16 protein-coding genes and 1 pseudogene are annotated in these 17,353 nt (G+C 55.3%); 4 read left to right on the forward strand and 13 right to left on the reverse strand.

The genetic code is table 11. The features are described from left to right. Positions 1–42: 42 nt before the first annotated feature. The 4 genes and pseudogenes from AX755_RS25970 to AX755_RS08215 all read right to left on the reverse strand — a co-directional run. A pseudogene (locus AX755_RS25970) lies at positions 43–117 on the reverse strand (hypothetical protein); the annotation flags it as partial. Beyond that, a complete protein-coding gene (gene dinF, locus AX755_RS08205) occupies positions 114–1,451 on the reverse strand; it encodes an MATE family efflux transporter DinF (RefSeq protein ID WP_038418457.1) in 1,338 nt (445 codons plus the stop codon). The gene dinF and the pseudogene AX755_RS25970, both read right to left, overlap by 4 nt. Positions 1,452–1,515: 64 nt before the next feature. Further along, on the reverse strand, positions 1,516–2,124 hold the full coding sequence (lexA, locus tag AX755_RS08210; protein ID WP_013095053.1) for a transcriptional repressor LexA: 609 nt from the start codon (positions 2,122–2,124) through the stop codon (positions 1,516–1,518). A gap of 108 nt (positions 2,125–2,232) precedes the next feature. Then, on the reverse strand, positions 2,233–2,601 hold the full coding sequence (locus AX755_RS08215) for a diacylglycerol kinase (RefSeq protein WP_013095052.1): 369 nt from the start codon (positions 2,599–2,601) through the stop codon (positions 2,233–2,235). Between the two features lie 154 nt (positions 2,602–2,755). Between AX755_RS08215 and plsB the strand changes: the two genes are divergently transcribed. After that, entirely contained in the window at positions 2,756–5,176 is a 2,421-nt protein-coding gene (gene plsB, locus AX755_RS08220; RefSeq protein WP_013095051.1) for a glycerol-3-phosphate 1-O-acyltransferase PlsB, read from the forward strand. 98 nt (positions 5,177–5,274) lie between these two features. Here the strand turns inward: plsB and ubiA are convergent, their stop codons facing one another. The 5 genes from ubiA to malK form a co-directional block, all read right to left on the reverse strand. Next, positions 5,275–6,144 carry a 4-hydroxybenzoate octaprenyltransferase gene (gene ubiA / locus AX755_RS08225; RefSeq protein WP_013095050.1) on the reverse strand — a complete coding sequence of 290 codons (870 nt, stop codon included), beginning with the start codon at positions 6,142–6,144 and terminating at the stop codon, positions 5,275–5,277. 13 nt (positions 6,145–6,157) lie between these two features. Next, positions 6,158–6,655 carry a chorismate lyase gene (gene ubiC, locus AX755_RS08230; RefSeq protein ID WP_013095049.1) on the reverse strand — a complete coding sequence of 166 codons (498 nt, stop codon included), beginning with the start codon at positions 6,653–6,655 and terminating at the stop codon, positions 6,158–6,160. A 180-nt stretch (positions 6,656–6,835) separates the two neighbouring features. Then, positions 6,836–7,780 carry a maltose operon protein MalM gene (gene malM, locus AX755_RS08235; RefSeq protein WP_023622494.1) on the reverse strand — a complete coding sequence of 315 codons (945 nt, stop codon included), beginning with the start codon at positions 7,778–7,780 and terminating at the stop codon, positions 6,836–6,838. Positions 7,781–7,894: 114 nt separating this feature from the next. Next, positions 7,895–9,202: a maltoporin gene (locus AX755_RS08240; RefSeq protein ID WP_013095047.1), complete on the reverse strand. Its 1,308-nt coding sequence runs from the start codon at positions 9,200–9,202 to the stop codon at positions 7,895–7,897. A gap of 71 nt (positions 9,203–9,273) precedes the next feature. Beyond that, entirely contained in the window at positions 9,274–10,383 is a 1,110-nt protein-coding gene (gene malK, locus AX755_RS08245; protein WP_008500080.1) for a maltose/maltodextrin ABC transporter ATP-binding protein MalK, read from the reverse strand. A gap of 371 nt (positions 10,384–10,754) precedes the next feature. Between malK and malE the strand changes: the two genes are divergently transcribed. The 3 genes from malE (at position 10,755) to malG (ending at position 14,520) form a co-directional block, all read left to right on the forward strand. Then, the gene (malE, locus tag AX755_RS08250) at positions 10,755–11,945 is read left to right on the forward strand and encodes a maltose/maltodextrin ABC transporter substrate-binding protein MalE (protein WP_014830274.1); all 1,191 of its coding nucleotides are present in this window, start codon (positions 10,755–10,757) and stop codon (positions 11,943–11,945) included. 125 nt (positions 11,946–12,070) lie between these two features. Then, on the forward strand, positions 12,071–13,615 hold the full coding sequence (malF, locus tag AX755_RS08255) for a maltose ABC transporter permease MalF (RefSeq protein WP_020686620.1): 1,545 nt from the start codon (positions 12,071–12,073) through the stop codon (positions 13,613–13,615). Between the two features lie 14 nt (positions 13,616–13,629). Next, positions 13,630–14,520, forward strand: a complete 891-nt coding sequence (gene malG, locus AX755_RS08260) for a maltose ABC transporter permease MalG (RefSeq protein WP_013095043.1) — start codon at positions 13,630–13,632, stop codon at positions 14,518–14,520. Positions 14,521–14,623: 103 nt separating this feature from the next. Here malG and AX755_RS08265 read toward each other — a convergent pair whose 3' ends face one another. The 4 genes from AX755_RS08265 to AX755_RS24410 all read right to left on the reverse strand — a co-directional run. Beyond that, positions 14,624–15,328, reverse strand: a complete 705-nt coding sequence (locus tag AX755_RS08265; protein ID WP_062856587.1) for a GntR family transcriptional regulator — start codon at positions 15,326–15,328, stop codon at positions 14,624–14,626. A gap of 40 nt (positions 15,329–15,368) precedes the next feature. Further along, positions 15,369–16,229 carry a DUF7916 family protein gene (locus tag AX755_RS08270; protein WP_062856588.1) on the reverse strand — a complete coding sequence of 287 codons (861 nt, stop codon included), beginning with the start codon at positions 16,227–16,229 and terminating at the stop codon, positions 15,369–15,371. A 2-nt stretch (positions 16,230–16,231) separates the two neighbouring features. Next, the gene (locus tag AX755_RS08275; protein ID WP_062856589.1) at positions 16,232–17,275 is read right to left on the reverse strand and encodes an oxidoreductase; all 1,044 of its coding nucleotides are present in this window, start codon (positions 17,273–17,275) and stop codon (positions 16,232–16,234) included. A 9-nt stretch (positions 17,276–17,284) separates the two neighbouring features. Next, a partial coding sequence (locus AX755_RS24410; RefSeq protein WP_071607219.1) for an IS1 family transposase occupies positions 17,285–17,353 on the reverse strand: 69 nt, incomplete at its 5' end.

Here is a 17,353-nt window from a genome sequence, read left to right on the forward strand (position 1 = left end):
TCCTCTTAGTTAAGCGTCGGGTCGTAACGTCCGTTACGTTCTTTTCTGCTGGACGTGATAATAATTGTAGTTAAGGATTCGGCAGTTGATTTCATATTCGGAATCTTTAACCGTCACGATATATCGTTGCGTGAAGGAAGCCAGGTATTGTTTTGCCAGTGCCGGTGCCAGATAAAGCCCAGTGACAGGCCCCGCAACGCGAGAAAGACCGCCAGGGAGAGCCATAAACCATGGTTACCCAGCCAGGGGAGCGTGAGCAGCGTCAGGGCAAAACCAGCCGCCGCCACCGCCATGCTGTTACGCATCTCCGCTCCTCGCGTCGCGCCAATAAACATACCGTCCAGCAGATAGCACCAGACCCCCACCACCGGCAAAATGACCTGCCAGATGAGGTAATGGCTTGCCAGCTCGCGCAGTGCAGGAAGGGAGGTGAGTAACGCAATAATCTGTTCGCCAAAACAGGCGTAAATCAGCGCGAACGCCAGCGCCACCAGCCCCGACTGTCGACAGGCCGCCCGCCAGACATCCCGCAGCTGACCACTTTCACGTGCGCCGTATGCCTGGCCGGAATGCGCTTCCACAGCATAGGCAAAGCCATCCAGTGCATAGGCGGTAAAGGTCAGCAGCGTCATCAGAACGGCATTCACCGCGACGATATCTGGCCCAAGCCGGGCGCCAAAGACCGTCAGTGCGCCGAAACAGAGCTGCAGCAGCAATGAGCGCAGCATAATGTCGCGATTAAGCGCCAGCAGGGTGCGGATATTGCCTCGCCATGCACTCTTGAGCAGAGCAAGGGAAATCCCCCGCATGACAAGCACCCGCCAGACCATCCACAGACCGAGGATAAACGTCCCGTATTCGGCAATCGCCGTCGCCAGTGCCGCACCCTGCACGTTCATGTGCAGGCCCATCACCAGCCAGAGATCGAGCACGATGTTGAGGAGGTTGCCTACCACCAGCAGGATCACGGGCGCGCGGGCATACTGCACGCCGAGTAACCACCCCAGCAGAACCAGATTAGCCAGCGACGCGGGCGCGCTGAGCCAGCGAATTTCAAGGAAGCGTCGTGCCTGCTCCAGTACCGCCTCGCTGCCGCCAACGATATGCAGCGCCAGATCAATCAGTGGGGTACGTAATATAGCGATTAACGCGCCTGCCCCAAGCGCCAGGATTAACGGCTGAACCAGCGCACGCGCCAGACGCAAAGGATCTTTAGCACCGTACGCCTGCGCCGTAAGCCCGGTGGTACTCATGCGCAAAAAGAGCAGGAGCATAAAAAGGAAGCTGGTCGCCGTCGCGCCAATCGCCACGCCGCCCAGATAGATGGGTGAATCAAGGTGACCAATAACTGCCGTATCCACCAGCCCCAGCAGAGGAACGGTGATATTGGAAAAAATCATCGGCAGTGCAAGACGCCACAATGCCTTATCGGATGCCGTAAGCAGTGACATGAAAAAATACCGGGAGTGGATAAGGAATCAGGCCACGGCAGATCCGTAGCCTGTCAGGATGAGATTACAGCCATTCTCCGTTGCGAATGACCCCTACCGCCAGCCCCTCGATAGAGAAGTTTTGCTCGCGGAGGTCTACCACAATGGGGGAAAACTCGTTGTTTTCCGGCAGCAGCTGAACCGTATTACCTTGTTTTTTCAGGCGCTTAACGGTGACTTCATCGTCGATGCGCGCCACCACAACCTGGCCGTTACGCACGTCTTGCGTTTTATGCACCGCAAGCAGATCGCCGTCAAGAATACCGATGTCTTTCATGGACATACCGCTTACGCGCAGCAGGAAATCCGCGCTCGGCTTGAACATGCCGGGATCAACCTGGTAGTGGCCTTCAATATGCTGTTGCGCCAGCAGAGGTTCACCTGCCGCGACGCGCCCCACCAGCGGAATGCCCGTCTCTTCTTCCACCAGCAGGCGGATACCGCGTGAAGCACCCGATACAATCTCAATTACGCCTTTACGCGCCAGCGCTTTCAGGTGTTCCTCGGCAGCGTTCGGAGAACGGAAGCCCAGACGCTGCGCGATTTCCGCACGCGTGGGTGGCATACCCGTCTGGCCGATATGATCCCGAATGAGATCAAACACCTCTTGCTGCCTGGTCGTTAACGCTTTCATTCCGCCCCCTGGGTGTATATACAGTTATGCTGTGAGTATATACAGTCAAAGGCGATTTTGGAACCAAAAACTGCACAAAAAACCAGGGACTTAATTATTCCTCGAGGCTCATCGGAAATGTGACCAAAGCAGCGTGACCCAGGTGATGACCGCAGTGATAATCGCCAGCAACACGGCAGCAGAGCCCATGTCTTTTGCCCGGCCAGAAAGTTCGTGAAAATCAGAGCCAATACGGTCCACAACGGCCTCAATAGCGCTATTAAGAATTTCCACTATCATCACCAACAGCACGGAGCCGATCAGAAGCACGCGGGTAATGGCATCAACATCAAGGAAACAGGCGATAATCACCGCGACAATCGCGGCGACACCCTCCTGGCGAAACGCGGCTTCGTTGACCCAAGCGGCGCGAAAACCTTTCCAGGAATAGCCAGCAGCTTTAATGATACGGGTTAACCCAGTGGTATTATTGGCCATTAAAAGAACCTTTTATTTGAAATAGCGTCAATAACAGGAGGCGCAACGTGTTGCGCTGTAGCCTGAAGTATGACGGGTAACAACAGTAATTTCGCGCGCTTTCTGTTATCCTTGCGCCGCAATTGCATTATTAACCAGAGGCTTTACATCGTTTATGTCTGGCTGGCCACGAATTTACTACAAATTACTTAATTTACCATTAAGCGTCCTGGTAAAAAGTAAGTCTATCCCAGCAGAACCCGCGCTGGAATTGGGGCTCGATACGTCGCGCCCTATTATGTATGTTTTGCCTTATAACTCGAAGGCAGACTTGCTGACGCTTCGCGCCCAGTGTCTGGCGCATGATTTACCTGACCCGCTTGAACCGTTAGAAGTCGACGGTACGCTGTTGCCGCGATACGTGTTCATTCACGGTGGGCCACGCGTGTTTACCTATTACACGCCAAAAGAAGAGTCCATTAAGCTGTTCCACGACTATCTCGACCTGCATCGCAGCAATCCCGATCTGGATGTGCAGATGGTGCCGGTGTCGGTGATGTTTGGTCGTCGTCCGGGCCGCGAAAAAGGGGAAGAGAACCCACCGTTACGCATGCTTAATGGCATCCAGAAATTCTTCGCCGTCTCCTGGCTGGGGCGCGACAGCTTTGTGCGCTTCTCCCCTTCCGTCTCGCTACGCCGGATGGCCGACGAGCACGGCACCGATAAGATCATCGCGCAAAAACTGGCGCGCGTGGCGCGCATGCATTTCGCTCGTCAGCGTCTGGCCGCCGTTGGCCCTCGCCTTCCGGCGCGTCAGGATCTCTTCAACAAGCTGCTGGCTTCCAAAGCGATCGCCCGTGCTGTTGAAGACGAAGCGCGCAGTAAAAAGATATCTCATGAAAAAGCACAGCAGAACGCCATTGCGCTGATGGAAGAGATTGCCGCGAACTTCTCCTATGAGATGATCCGTCTTTCTGACCGCATCCTGGGCTTTACATGGAACCGCCTCTATCAGGGCATTAACGTCCATAACGCCGAGCGCGTTCGCCAACTGGCGCATGACGGGCATGAAATTGTTTATGTGCCCTGCCACCGCAGCCACATGGACTACCTGCTCCTCTCGTATGTGCTCTATCACCAGGGGCTGGTGCCACCGCACATCGCAGCCGGTATCAACCTGAACTTCTGGCCAGCAGGCCCGATTTTCCGCCGCCTGGGGGCGTTCTTCATTCGTCGTACCTTTAAGGGCAACAAGCTCTACTCCACCGTATTCCGTGAATATCTGGGCGAGCTGTTCAGCCGCGGTTATTCCGTTGAGTACTTCGTGGAGGGGGGACGTTCACGAACCGGCCGTCTGCTGGATCCGAAAACCGGCACGCTGTCGATGACCATCCAGGCGATGCTGCGCGGCGGCACTCGTCCCATCACGCTGGTGCCCATTTACATTGGCTATGAGCACGTCATGGAAGTGGGGACTTACGCCAAAGAGCTGCGCGGGGCGACTAAAGAGAAAGAGAGTCTACCGCAGATGCTGCGCGGGCTGAGCAAGCTACGCAATCTTGGTCAGGGCTACGTAAACTTCGGCGAGCCGATGCCGTTGATGACGTATCTGAACAACCATGTTCCCGATTGGCGCGAGTCTATCGATCCTATCGAAGCGGTGCGTCCAGCCTGGCTGACGCCTACGGTTAACGGTATCGCGGCTGAGCTGATGGTGCGTATTAACAATGCCGGTGCCGCAAACGCCATGAACCTGTGCTGTACGGCGCTGCTGGCGTCACGTCAACGCTCGCTGACCCGTGAACAGCTTACGGAGCAGCTGGATTGCTATCTTGACCTGATGCGCAACGTTCCCTACTCGGTGGATTCAACGACGCCTGCCAGCACGGCGAGCGAGCTGATCGACCATGCGCTGCAGATGAACAAGTTTGAAGTCGAGAAAGATACGATTGGCGACATCATCATTCTCCCGCGCGAACAGGCGGTGCTGATGACCTACTATCGTAACAATATCGCGCATATGCTGATGCTGCCGTCGCTGATGGCGGCGATCATTACCCAGCATCGCCGTATTTCTCGTCAGGAGCTGCTGCGTCATGTAGAGACGCTCTATCCGATGCTGAAAGCAGAGCTGTTCCTGCGCTGGAGCAAGGATGAGCTGGCGATTGAGCTGGATAAAATGACCGAGGAGCTACGTCGTCAGGGGCTGATTACCGTTGTTAACGACGAGCTGCATATCAATCCGTCACGTTCTCGCACGCTGCAACTGCTGGCGGCGGGTGCGCGTGAAACGCTGCAACGCTACGCTATCACCTTCTGGCTGCTGAGCGCGAACCCCTCCATTAACCGCGGTACGCTGGAGAAAGAGAGCCGGACGCTGGCACAGCGCCTTTCCGTTCTGCACGGCATCAACGCCCCGGAATTCTTCGACAAAGCGGTCTTCAGTTCACTGGTACTGACGCTGCGTGATGAAGGGTTCATTAGCGACACGGGCGATGCCGAGCCGGAAGAGACGCTGAAGGTGTATCAGATGCTGGCAGAGCTGATTACCTCCGACGTGCGTTTGACGATTGAGAGTGCGACGCAGGGCGAGTGATGTGAAAAAGCCGGGTGGCGGCTTCGCCTTACCCGGCTCACAATCTGACGCTTCATATCATGCAGGCCCGGTAAGCTTCAGCGTCACCGGGCTTTTTTTCAGCCAAAATAGCTCATCGCCAGCCCCAGGAACAGCACCAGGCCCACGTAGTTATTATTCATAAACGCTTTAAAACAGGCGTCACGCTCTCGCTTTGCGATCAGCTTTTGCTGATATGCAAACAGCAGACCCGCCACCAGCACTGACCAGTAAAACTCCCAGTTGAGCCCGTTCAGGCGACCAATCGCCACCATCAGCGCCAGCACGGCGACCTGCAGGATACCGATAATCAGCTTGTCGTGACGACCAAACAGAATGGCGGTCGATTTAATGCCAATTTTCAGATCGTCATCGCGGTCGACCATCGCATATTGCGTGTCATAAGCCACGGCCCAGAGAATGTTCGCCAGGAACATCAGCCAGCAGCTCAGCGGTACCGACTCGCTGACCGCCGCAAACGCCATCGGGATCGACCAGCCAAACGCCGCGCCGAGCACCACCTGCGGCAGATGGGTATAGCGTTTCATAAACGGATAGACCCATGCCAGCGCGAGGGCCGCAACGGAAAGCAGGATGGTCATGGTGTTGAGGGTTAACACCAGCAGGAAGGAGAGCAGCACTAGCACGATAAACAGCACGCGGGCCTCTTTCTCTGTGACCTGCCCGCTGGGTAACGGACGATTGGCTGTCCGTTTCACATGTCCGTCGAATTTACGATCGGCGTAGTCATTGACCACACAGCCCGCCGCACGCATCAGCCAGACACCGGCCACAAACACGCCCAGGATCCACAACGGTGGAACGCCCGGCGTCGCCACCCATAGCGCCCATAATGTCGGCCACAACAGCAGTAGCGCGCCGATGGGTTTATCGGTACGCATTAAGCGGTGATAGGCCAGCAGCTTGTTCTGCGTCAGGCTCCACTCCATTTTTTTCTTCCTCTCAGTACAACGGCGATGCCGGTAAAAAAAGCTCCGTCAGTATTAACGGTTTACCGCTCAGGCGAAGACGGGAACGACGTCCCCACAGTTCGGCATCGCGTCCAATTTCAATAAAATCACGGGTAAGTTCAGACGAGGTAAAAAGATACCGCCCGAGCGGGGTATTTCCCAGCCGTTGCAGTGCCAGCTCTGGCCCGGAAAGGGTGGATTCAGGCACCACGGTTCGTCCGGCGAGCCACGGCTCACCATCCGCGCAGAGCAGAATTTCACGCAACCAGTAGCGTTCTTCTTTTGGTAACAGCGGCAGCTCACTGGCAATGTCAGCAGAGGTGACAAACCCTTCCTGAATCATCGTCACCGTAACCGTCTTGCCCTGTTGCTCAAAACGTTTAGTCATGGAATCTTCCAGCAGCAACCAGTCAAGCTGCTGCGGGTCAAGCGCAGGTATTTGGTCGAAATAGCGCAGCGAACGCAGTTGCGTTAGCGCAGGGTGTGACATGCCGGACTCTCCGATACATAACGTAATGGCATTGTATCGCAGAAAAGCGCATTGAGGGCGGTCAAACGTTATTTAGCGATCACTATCGCAACAATGGTGCAACAGCGCGAGCGGCACGAAAAAAAGTGCGCCCACTCAGGCGCACTAAACTACTAACAAATCAGCACTGTGGGGAAACGGTTACCCCTTGCCTTTTACACTGCTGATAAAGGTGGAACGGGCAGTGGTTGAACCTAAACGTTCGGCTTCATCAAGCAGTTTCAGCGCTTTATCGACATCGCCGCGCTTCACCGCCTGCTTAATGGCGTTGTTGAAGTATTCTTCGGTGTCGTTCAGTACCGGCTCAGCTTTCTTCGCCGGAGCTGGGGCTGCGGTCGCGGCTGCCGTAGCAGCTGGCGCGGTATAAACAGGTGCAGCGGTATTCCCCACAGTCACCGGACCAGGACCAGACGAGCCAAACAGTGGGCCAACGAGTACGCTGGAAGCGCTGTTGGTGGAAACTTTCAGTTTGACCAGGCCATCAGTGGTATGGCGGGCAAGCGGATCCGGAATATCCGGGACAGAGTTACCGGTGCCTTTGGCATAAGCTTTCGCCGGGTCAACCAGCTTTGTTGTCTGCTGCAAATCTTTCTCTGTTGTGAATACCAGCACGTAAATCTTTTGCTGACCCAGAGCAGGCGTCAGGCGCATAACGCCTTCCAGGCGGTCCGCACTCATTACGCCCGGTTCCTGATAGCTAAAATAGTCGCTCGGGAAGAACGCCGATGGCGTCATGTTTTGATCGAGGATCAAGACGTTTGGCGCAAACACACTGGTCTGTTTGTTCACTTCGCTGGTCAGCGTCAGGGTCAATTCACCAATGTTCGCCGGTACGCTATAAGCCGCAACGGGGCCAGAAATCCCCGGCACGTTCAGTTGTTGGCCACCCATAGAGAGCTGAGTCGACTGCGTTTTGGATTGATCAACCGGCGTCCATGTCAGTTGCTGGAGTGCCGCTGCCGGGATAGCGGGCGCAGCACTGGTATTTTGTGGCACGAAATTCACGTCTGCAAAGGAGACGGCCGGAACACAGGCTAACAGCCCCGCAGAGAGGCACAGCGCGACGAGACTTTTCTTCATTTTCATTGTTATTACCTCTGATAGCGTGAGCACTGCGGTGGCCAGGCAATAGCGCGCAGCACCCTAAGGAGAGAGGGGCTTGCGCCCCTCTTTTCAGGTCATTACGTCAGGTCTAACGAATTACCACCAGATTTCCATCTGGGCGCCGAAGGTCCACTCATCGTTGTCGCCACGGCTGAAGGTTTTCGCAGAGGTGTCACTGTAAGCCACACCGGAGGTGTAGCCAGTGTCGCTGTTGTTTGCGTAACCCCATTTCTCATCCCACTTCGCGTAGGTTGCGAAGACACGGATAGCCGGACGGGACCAGATGCTGTCGCCTGCCTGCCATTGCTGTGCCAGGGTGATTTTGTACTGGCTGTTCTTCTCGTCAGTTCTCTGAGATTTGACGTTGTCGTAGCCCACTTCAAGCAGGGTGCTCATGATTGGCGTCCATTTGAACATCGGACGAACACCCACAGTCCACCACTCGGTACCGTTGTTGTTGTCACGATCGATGTTCTGGTACATACCGACGTACATCAGGTCCCAACGGTCTGCCAGGGTGATTGCACCGTGGTCCAGCACACGCCACATGGAGCCATCGTTATCAACGCTACCGCCCTGTGGAATACCTTTGCCGTTAGAGGTCATGGAATCCGTACCGTACTGCAGTACGAACTTGTTGAAGCCCTTCATCATGCTCTGGGTGTGTTCAGCAGTGAACAACCAGCCATCTTTAGAAGCGCCAGGCTGCAGGTAGTAGTCGTCAGGAATGTTGGTGTGACCATAGTCAACGCCCAGCTCCAGCGTACCGCCCGGGTTGGTTTCCAGACCGGCTAAACGCACGTCGAAGACGTCGTTAGGTACAACGTTGTCATAAACACGGTCGCCGTTGGCATCACGATCGGCGAAGGTTGCAGAACCGCCTGATTCAGAAGAGCGGGTAGCTGCCAGAGAGAGTTTACCAAAGCCCAGATCGATGTTTTCAATACCGGCACCAGGACCTGAGATGTCCCAGTAGTAGAAGTCGATCATGTGGACGTCATGACGCTGATAGAAGCGCTTACCGGCCCAGATGGTGGAGCCTGGCAGCCACTCAATCAGGTTTTTACCCTGCACGTTAGCTTCACGGAAGGCCGGGCTGGTGGATTCCCAGTCGTTCTGCTGAGAAACGGAATACGCTACGTTAGTGTCGAAATAGAAGCTCTTGTCGCCCTCTTTCCACACTTCCTGGCCCAGTTTCAGCTCAGCGTACGTCTCACATTCGTTACCGAGACGGTATTTACTTTGAGCACCGGTTGCCTGGAAACATTGTTGTTCACCGCCACTCCCGGTCCAGCCAATGCCGGAACGAGCATAACCTTTAAAGTCTACAGCACCTGCCTGGGCAGACATAATGCCTGCCGCAATGGCGAGTGCCAGAGGGACTTTGCGCAGAGTAATCATCATTCTATCTCCTGAGATCATTGCTTTTCTTTGAACACTTGACCTGTCGGTTTCGTGTCTTCTTTTGGGATTGCTTAAACGCCTGGCTCTTTGTGCAGCCGACGACATGCAGTGCCATCCTCGCGGAACAGATGGCAACGCTCTGGCGGCAAACCGATAGCGAATGTGGCACCCTCTTCTACCAACACCACGTCATTCTGGCGGTAGACCAGGTTCTGACGGATGGCGGGGATCTGGATATGAATCTGTGTTTCGTGACCAAGTTGTTCGACGACCTGAACTTCACCTTCCAGCGTCACATCGGCGATGTGGCTCGGCAGTAAATGCTCAGGACGAATACCGAGGGACATGTTGGCCCCCACCTGTACGTTGGCGCTGTCGACCGGCAGCCAGACTTGCTGACGGTTTGGCAACTCCACCTGTACCTGTTCAATGGCTGTCGCCGTGACTTTGACGGGCAGGAAGTTCATCTTTGGCGAGCCAATAAAGCCCGCAACAAAGCGGTCTGCCGGATAGTGATACAGCTCCAGCGGTTTACCCACCTGTGCCACGCGGCCTGCGTCCAGCACCACAATTTTGTCAGCCAGCGTCATCGCTTCGACCTGATCGTGGGTGACGTAAATCATCGTGCGGCCAAGACGTTTATGCAGACGGGAGATTTCGATACGCATCTGGACGCGCAGCGCGGCATCCAGGTTAGAAAGTGGTTCATCCAGCAGGAAGACGCGTGGTTCGGCAACCAGCGTACGGCCAATCGCGACGCGCTGACGCTGACCACCGGAAAGCGCCTTCGGTTTACGCTCCAGCAGGTGTGCCAGCTGTAACACTTCCGCCACCTGCGTGACGCGCTGGTTAATCACCTCTTTTTTCGCCCCCGCCAGCTTCAGGCCAAAGGACATGTTCTCGGCGACGGAGAGATGGGGATAAAGTGCATAAGACTGGAACACCATGCCAACGCCACGTTCGGCAGGCGGAATGTCGTTCATTCGGGTATCACCAATCAGCAAATCACCGCTGGTGATGGTTTCAAGACCGGCAATCATACGCAGCAGAGTTGATTTACCGCAGCCAGATGGGCCAACAAACACCACGAATTCACCTTCGTGGATGTCGAGATTGATGTCTTTTGACACCACTACGTCGCCCCAGGCTTTCGTTACATTACGCAGCTGTACGCTCGCCATGCCCTTCTCCCTTCGTTACAACCTGTCACCGACAGAAACATTCAAGATAAGTTCACTATGGGGTATCCATTACTTTCGCGAATCCTCCACCCCCCGGCTTTTTTATGGGGGAGGAGGCGGGAGGATGAGAGAGCAGGCTCTGCGACCGCAGCTGGCGGGCTGAGGCAAAATTCGTGAAGCCACCTGCAAAATTCAGCGTGTTTTTATGTGCGCCAGCACTCATAACTTAAATTTATGCAACACAGATCACACAAACCGGGGGTGGGGCGTAGGGGTTGGGAGGATGGAAAGAGGATGTCAAATAAGGAGACTGAGTGACGTTGAACCACCTTATGTATCCACGAGCACATCACCAAAAAAGGATGGCAGATATGAAGATCAAGACTGGCGCACGCGTTTTCGCATTGTCCGCCCTTGCAGCAATGATGATTTCCGCACCGGCTCTCGCCAAAATTGAAGAAGGTAAGCTGGTTATCTGGATTAACGGCGACAAAGGCTATAACGGCCTGGCCGAAGTGGGTAAAAAATTCGAAAAAGACACCGGTATCAAAGTCACCGTAGAACACCCGGACAAGCTGGAAGAGAAATTCCCGCAGGTTGCGGCAACCGGTGACGGCCCGGACATCATCTTCTGGGCGCATGACCGTTTCGGGGGTTATGCACAATCCGGCCTGCTGGCGGAAGTCACGCCTGATAAAGCCTTTCAGGACAAACTGTTCCCGTTCACCTGGGACGCCGTTCGCTATAACGGCAAGCTGATCGCTTATCCAATTGCAGTGGAAGCCCTGTCTCTGATTTATAACAAAGACCTGGTGCCTAACCCGCCGAAAACCTGGGAAGAGATCCCGAAACTGGATAAAGAGCTGAAAGCGAAAGGTAAGAGCGCGCTGATGTTCAACCTGCAGGAGCCGTACTTCACCTGGCCGCTGATTGCTGCCGATGGCGGTTACGCGTTCAAGTTTGAAAACGGCAAATATGACGTCAAAGACGTGGGCGTGGACAACGCGGGTGCGAAAGCGGGTCTGACCTTCCTGGTCGATCTGATCAAGAACAAACACATGAACGCGGATACCGATTACTCCATCGCGGAAGCGGCGTTCAACAAAGGCGAAACCGCGATGACCATCAACGGTCCGTGGGCCTGGACCAACATCGACAAGAGCAAAATCAACTACGGCGTGACGCTGCTGCCAACCTTCAACGGCAAGCCGTCTAAACCGTTTGTTGGCGTGCTGAGCGCAGGTATCAACGCCGCCAGCCCGAACAAAGAGCTGGCGAAAGAGTTCCTTGAAAACTACCTGCTGACCGATCAGGGTCTGGATGAAGTGAACAAGGACAAACCGCTGGGTGCCGTTGCGCTGAAATCCTTCCAGGATCAGCTGGCAAAAGACCCACGGATCGCGGCAACCATGGATAACGCCCAGAAAGGCGAAATCATGCCGAACATCCCACAGATGGCCGCGTTCTGGTATGCCACCCGTACTGCGGTAATTAACGCCGCAAGCGGTCGTCAGACTGTCGATGCCGCGCTGAAAGATGCGCAGGGTCGTATTACTAAGTAATGCCGTAGTCCCCTCTCCCTCTGGGAGAGGGTTAGGGTGAGGGTTGTCGCTATCCGCACGCCCTTACCCCGGCCCTCTCCCCCAGGAGAGGGAGAAAAGATCAAACGTTGTAGAGGAAGAACCCCATGGATGTCATTAAAAAGAAACATTGGTGGCAAAGCGACGTGCTGAAGTGGTCAGCGATCGGTCTGCTCTGTCTGCTGGTGGGTTACCTTGTTGTTTTAATGTACGTACAAGGGGAATATCTGTTCGCCATCATGACGCTGATTTTAAGCTCTGCTGGCCTGTATATTTTCGCCAACCGTAAGGCATATGCCTGGCGTTATGTCTATCCGGGCGTGGCCGGGATGGGGCTGTTTGTCCTGTTCCCGCTGATCTGTACTATCGCTATCGCATTCACTAACTACAGCAGCACCAACCAACTCGCGCAAGAGCGCGCCACTCAGGTGCTTCTGGACCGTTCTTATCAGGCAGGCAAGACTTTCAACTTTGGTTTGTATCCTGCGGGTGACGAATGGAAATTAGCACTGACTGACGGCGAGAGCGGCAAAACCTATATTTCCGATGCTTTCAAATTTGGCGGCGAGCAGAAACTGGCCTTAAAAGAGGCCCCAGCCCTGCCGGAAGGCGAACGCGCTAACCTGCGTATCATTACCCAGAACCGTCAGGCGCTGACTCAGCTCACCGCCGTGCTGCCAGATGAAAGCAAAGTGACCATGAGCTCGCTGCGCCAGTTTTCCGGCACGCAGCCACTCTATACCCTGGCGGATGACGGCACGCTGACGAATAACCAGAGCGGCGTGAAGTACCGTCCGAACAACGATATTGGTTTCTATCAGTCTGTAAACGCCGACGGCAGCTGGGGCGATGACAAACTCAGCCCGGGCTATACCGTGACCATCGGCTGGGACAACTTTACCCGCGTGTTTACCGACGAAGGGATCCAGAAGCCGTTCTTTGCTATCTTCGTCTGGACGGTGGTCTTCTCCGTATTGACGGTACTCCTGACCGTTGCCGTGGGTATGGTGCTGGCCTGCCTCGTGCAGTGGGAAGCCCTGAAAGGCAAAGCGATCTACCGCGTGCTGCTGATCCTGCCGTATGCCGTACCGTCGTTTATCTCAATTCTGATTTTCAAAGGGCTGTTTAACCAGAGCTTCGGTGAAATCAACATGATGCTGAGCGCGCTGTTCGGCATCAAACCGGCCTGGTTCAGCGACCCGACCACCGCCCGTTCGATGATTATCATCGTCAACACCTGGCTGGGTTATCCGTACATGATGATCCTGTGCATGGGCCTGCTGAAGGCTATCCCGGACGACCTGTATGAAGCCTCGGCAATGGATGGCGCGGGTCCGTTCCAGAACTTCTTTAAGATTACGCTGCCGCTGCTCATCAAACCGCTGACTCCGCTGATGATTGCCAGCTTTGCCTTCAACTTTAACAACTTCGTGCTGATTCAGCTGTTGACCAACGGTGGCCCGGATCGTCTCGGTACCACCACGCCAGCCGGCTATACCGATCTGCTCGTGAGCTACACCTATCGCATCGCCTTTGAAGGCGGCGGCGGTCAGGACTTTGGTCTGGCGGCAGCGATTGCCACCCTGATCTTCCTGCTGGTTGGCGCGCTGGCGATAGTGAACCTGAAAGCCACACGTATGAAATTTGACTAAGGAGGGCATCGATCATGGCTATGGTACAACCCAAATCTCAGAAACTGCGCCTCCTGGCGACGCATTTAGGGCTGCTGATTTTTATTGCGGCGATCATGTTCCCGCTGCTGATGGTCATCGCCATCTCCCTGCGTTCGGGTAACTTCGCTACCGGCAGCCTGATCCCGGACGAAATCTCCTGGGAGCACTGGAAGCTCGCACTGGGCTTCAGCGTGGAGCATGCCGATGGCCGCGTTACCCCGCCGCCGTTCCCGGTACTGCTGTGGCTGTGGAACTCGGTGAAAGTGGCCACCATCACCGCGATCGGCATCGTGACGCTCTCCACCACCTGTGCGTACGCCTTCGCCCGTATGAAGTTCCCGGGCAAGGCCTCACTGCTGAAAGGGATGCTGATTTTCCAGATGTTCCCGGCGGTACTGTCTCTGGTCGCGTTGTATGCCTTGTTTGACCGCCTGGGCCAGTATGTGCCGTTTATCGGCCTGAACACCCACGGCGGCGTGATCTTCGCCTATCTTGGCGGTATCGCCCTGCATGTGTGGACCATCAAAGGTTATTTCGAAACCATCGACGGCTCGCTGGAAGAAGCGGCGGCGCTGGATGGCGCGACACCATGGCAGGCGTTCCGTCTGGTTCTGCTGCCGCTGTCGGTGCCTATCCTGGCGGTGGTGTTTATCCTGTCGTTTATCGCCGCCATCACCGAAGTGCCGGTCGCGTCTCTGCTACTGCGTGATGTGAATAGTTACACCCTGGCCGTGGGTATGCAGCAATACCTCAATCCGCAAAACTACCTGTGGGGCGACTTTGCCGCAGCGGCCGTACTCTCTGCCATCCCGATTACTGTGGTGTTCCTGCTGGCGCAGCGCTGGCTGGTCAACGGCCTGACGGCGGGCGGTGTGAAAGGTTAAGTTTCATCTGTTATGCCACTGCAACCCTCAACTTTAGACGTATTGTATTAACCCAACTTGTGACTGTTGTTAGGCGCTCTTCGGAGCGCCATTTTTTTATGGGTCAGACACGCACAAAGTCAGTCTCAAAGTTAAAGGTATGCCAGAGATGGCGGGCGCAGGAGTATTCAAACAGCTTGCCGTTATCGAGAAATGCCGTCTGCTCCACCTGAATAAGCGTGGTGGGTTCGGTCAGCTCCAGCCACACCCTTTCCTGCTCGCTGGCGTTTCGCCCGGTGACTTTCATATGTGCGCTATGGACGGTACACCCCAGCTCATGGGTAATGTACGCGTAAATGGAATGCTGAACATGGCTCAGAGCCAGACGAGGAAACAGCGCGACAGGCATCCAGGTGTACTCCACGATGGAAGGGATCTCCGCTATGACGCGTACCCTGTGGATTTCATGCACCAGTTCACCCTCAGGGATTTGCAATTTTTGCGCGATATCGGCAGAGGCAGGCACGGCGGTATATAACTGCACGCGAGTGGTAAGGGTTTTCCCCTGAGTGGCGCAGCGCTGCGCGGTGCCTATCAGGTGTGAGTTGCTTGCCGCAGAAACCTGGCGCTTAACAAACGAGCCTAGCCCACGCTTGCGCAGCACCAGTCCCTCGCGGACGAGCAAATCCAGCGCTTTGGTGATGGTTAGCTCGCTACATCCAAATTCAACGGCGAGCCTTGCCCCTTCGGGCAATTTTTTGTCGGGAGCATAGATGCCCACCATAATGCGCCGCCGCACTTCATGGTAGATCTCCATATACTTAGGCATAACGCTCTCCGCAAACGGCCCCTTACAGGGCCGACTCAAATTAACGAGACAGGGATGCTGCCATACGCACCCAGGTGTGCCGTCGGCCACGGATAGCGAGGGATAAGGCATTCAGCGCTTCCGGGTCGGCCATGCCTGCCATCCCTGCGTCGCCAAAATTATGCATGTCGCTACCGCAACGTTTACTGGCCAGGCCAATGTCGCGCACCGTAGCACAATCCGCACCTTCCTGACTACTGCTCAGCGTGGTGATGGCAAGCCCTCCCTGCGACTGCACTGCCTGCGCAATGTGGCTGACGCGTCCTTCCGATGCCCCCCGGCATCCGCCTGGTGCCGAAAAGATAGCGCCATCTGCGCCTGCACTGATATAGCCAGCATACTCCTGGGGTTGCGCCAGCCCGGAATTATAAAATTTCGCGGCCAGAATCAGCTTATCGGTTTGCGCCCTGAGCGCTGCTATCGCCTGACACATACGCCCGGCCGTCACCCCGGGCTTGTCATAGCCGGTCAGGCAGTAAAAATCTGCATGCCGCACTGCCTCCAGATGCGCAGGCAGAAAAGCGCCGGGGCTGGAGAGATCGTCTGCGGGCAGGACTTCAAAATTGACGCCTGTTAAACGCCCCGTCAGGCATTTCACCTGGCTGACAGGATCGGCGCCAAAACGTTCTTCTCCGCCGTTCAATGCGGGCCGCTGAAAATGGATCCCCTTGAGCAGCAGAAGGTCGGCGCCAAACGCGCACAACAATTCCGCATTCGTCACCTCTGCAAACAGCGGGGGCGCCTGCACAGCAATTTCGGCCATAATGACGCGCCCTTCGCTGGCGCTGATGGCATCTCGTAAGCTATCGCCGGTAATGGGGCCACGAAAGTCGCTGGCCCGGCAATTCAGAAGCCGTTTCATCTTTACGCCTCCTCTTCGAGAGAAACGATGGCAGGCGTTGGCTGTTGAAATGCCTTTTGCAAAATGTCGAGATTGGTTAACGCTTCATGCTCACTGACATAGTTGGCCTTGCCTGAGGAGAGTGTGTCGTAAAGCGCGTCATAAACGCGTCCGTAGTCGCCGGGTACCGCCGACAGTTCCTCCCGGACAGAACATCCTGCGTCATCGATATACTCCAGCACCGCGCATTCACGATCTTCACCAAACCCTGGGTCCCCAGGCATAATGCCCGCCTTCAGGCTGGTTTCCTGCTGGTCGATACCATAGCGAATAAACGAGCCTCTCGTACCGTGTACCGTGAATCTCGGCGCGGGTATTTTCACCAGATGGCTGGTTTTCACGATCGCGGTCGTTTTCGGGTAATAGAGGTGAACGGTGAAGGCGTCGTCAGGGTTGAGCGGGTTTCTCTGGCGCTGAAGATGGTACCCGACCTGCTGCGGACGCCCCAGCAGGGCGATAATTTGATCGAGCGTATGCACGCCAAGGCCATAAAACGCGCCGTCGAAATAACTGCCGGGACAGGTTTCCGACGCCGGGCGAAAATAGTCAAAATGGCTTTCGATCTCGACAATTTCCCCCAGTTTACCGCTCTCAATGGCCTGTTTCATGGTCAAATAACAGCTATCAAAACGTCGGTTCTGAAACGGAGAGACGGTTAAGCCCTTTTCCCTCGCCAGAGCAAACAGCGTTTTCGCTTCTTCTGGGGTGGTTGTAAAAGGTTTCTCGACCAGCACGTTTTTGCCGTGTGCCAGACATAGCCGGGCATACTCAAAATGGCTATCAGGATGGGTGCAGATAACCACCAGCTGAAGCGTATTATCTTCCAGAATATCCTGCAGCCGGGAGGTAAAACAGATGTGTTGATAGTGCGGCTGCGCTTCAACCTCTGGCTTACGCGCAATATCATAAATACGCTTTACGTTGTATTTATCCTTGCGGCATAAAACATAAGGGAGATGATAGCGCGTGGCGCTTTTACCAAAGCCAATATAGGCGCAGTTGGTAATGACTCCAACTTACTGATAGTGTTTTATGTTCAGATAATGCCCGATGACTTTGTCATGCAGCTCCACCGATTTTGAGAA

It is taken from the genome of Enterobacter sp. SENG-6 (assembly GCF_001605945.1).
Taxonomy (GTDB): Bacteria; Pseudomonadota; Gammaproteobacteria; order Enterobacterales; family Enterobacteriaceae; genus Enterobacter; species Enterobacter cloacae.